The sequence below is a fragment of the Microcoleus sp. OTE_8_concoct_300 genome (genome assembly GCF_031383065.1).
Taxonomy (GTDB): Bacteria; Cyanobacteriota; Cyanobacteriia; order Cyanobacteriales; family Microcoleaceae; genus Microcoleus.
In genome coordinates this window covers 1-1,576 of the sequence record NZ_JANMZH010000425.1, presented here as the reverse complement: position 1 = coordinate 1,576, position 1,576 = coordinate 1, and the positions used below count along the sequence as shown (strand labels likewise).

General features: G+C 51.4%; 1 protein-coding gene. It reads right to left on the bottom strand.

All coding sequences use genetic code 11. From position 1 onward, the window contains the following. On the bottom strand, positions 1 to 1,345 hold a 1,345-nt coding region (locus tag ACUVJL_RS19725), incomplete at its 3' end, for a leucine-rich repeat protein (protein WP_445247389.1). Positions 1,346 to 1,576: the final 231 nt, after the last annotated feature.

Sequence of the window (1,576 nt, the reverse complement as noted above, 5' to 3'; positions counted from 1 at the left end):
CGGGTTTGAGGATGACGATATCCCGCAGTATTGGATCGTAATGGTAATGGATGATATGCCCCAAGGTATGGGAAATGCGAAGGAAAAGTTCTGCTTGTTCCTTATCGATTCCCTGTTGAGCGCAGATGGCAAGGACATCATCGTAGGGCAGATAGGCTTTGTCGTTTGTCTGCAAGATTTCCCGCACTCGCTGCCACTTGGCGGGAACGGAACGTCCCATTTCCGGAAGAGATGCGGCGACACTAGCAATCTTTGCTTTTAATTCTGCCAGCCCGGTGCAGGAGTTCTGAGGATTGGGTTTGCTGTCTACATGGAAGAAGTCAAGCACTGTATCGCTGCCGAATCGATCCTGAATTTCCTGTCTGTCAATGTCGGGTTGTCGCTGTCCGGGGCCGCCGTGGGTGGCGACTACTAGCACCTTGGCATCCGGTGCGCGATGCTTAATCAAGGTAATCCACTCTTTGACAAAGCCCTGCTGGGGGCCTTCTCGCGGCTTCCACACCACCAGATACACGGCTGGTGCACTGAAAAACAACTGGTGTGTCGATCTATAAACCGGTTGACCGCCAAAATCCCAACCATTGAGTGATATCTCTGTGCCACTGTCGGGATGGGTGACAATAACTGGCTTAATTTCAACGCCGTGAGTGGTGGGACGACTTTCTAGCCATTCATCCTCGCGCAATGCCCCCAACAGACAACTCTTGCCCACCTCGCCTTCACCGATCAAAATCAGTTTGGCTTCATTCAGGGTGATTTGTGCTTGTGCTTTTGCCTGCAGGTATTGCAAGACGGCTTGAGTGTCTTGCTCATAGGCAGCGGCGAGGTGAGCATTGAGAGGGTTGTCGTCGAGGTAAAGCTGTCGCAACTGGGTGAGGGATGCGATCGCCTCTGGTAGTTCCGTCAGTTGGTTGTTGGAGAGGTCAAGCTGTTGCAACCTGGTGAGGGATGCGAGCGACTCTGGCAGTTTCGTCAGTTGGTTGGTGTAGAGGTAAAGCTGTCGCAACTGGGTGAGGGATGCGATCGCCTCTGGCAGTTTCGTCAGTTGGTTGTAGGAGAGGTAAAGCTGTCGCAACTGGGTGAGGGATGCGAGCGCATCTGGCAGTTCCCTCAGTTGGTTGTTGTTGAGGTTAAGCAGTTGCAACTGGGTGAGGGAGGCTATCGCCTCTGGCACTTCCCTCAGTCGGTTGTCGGATAGGTTAAGCTCTTGCAACTGTTTAAGGGAGGCGATCGTCTCTGGCAGTTCCGTCAGTTTCAGACGGCTAAGATCGAGTCCTCTTGCTCCCTTTTGCCGTGCATTTTCAATGCGCTGCCGTGCTTTCCGATCGCCCTCAGTTTCTAACATTGCCAATTCCTTGTTTTGATTTTTGTATATAACTACGATCGCCTTTTGAGATGAGTCAGGCGATCGCCAGACATGATTTGATTTTGAATATTGATTAAGCTCACTTCAAAATAACACGAATATTTTGTCGATCGTGAGGTTTGAGTAAAGGAGAGAATGGAGGGTTTGTTAGAGGGTTAAGGCGAGGCAGAGCCTCTGGATATGCGTTACCAGGCAGAGCCTGGGAACGAG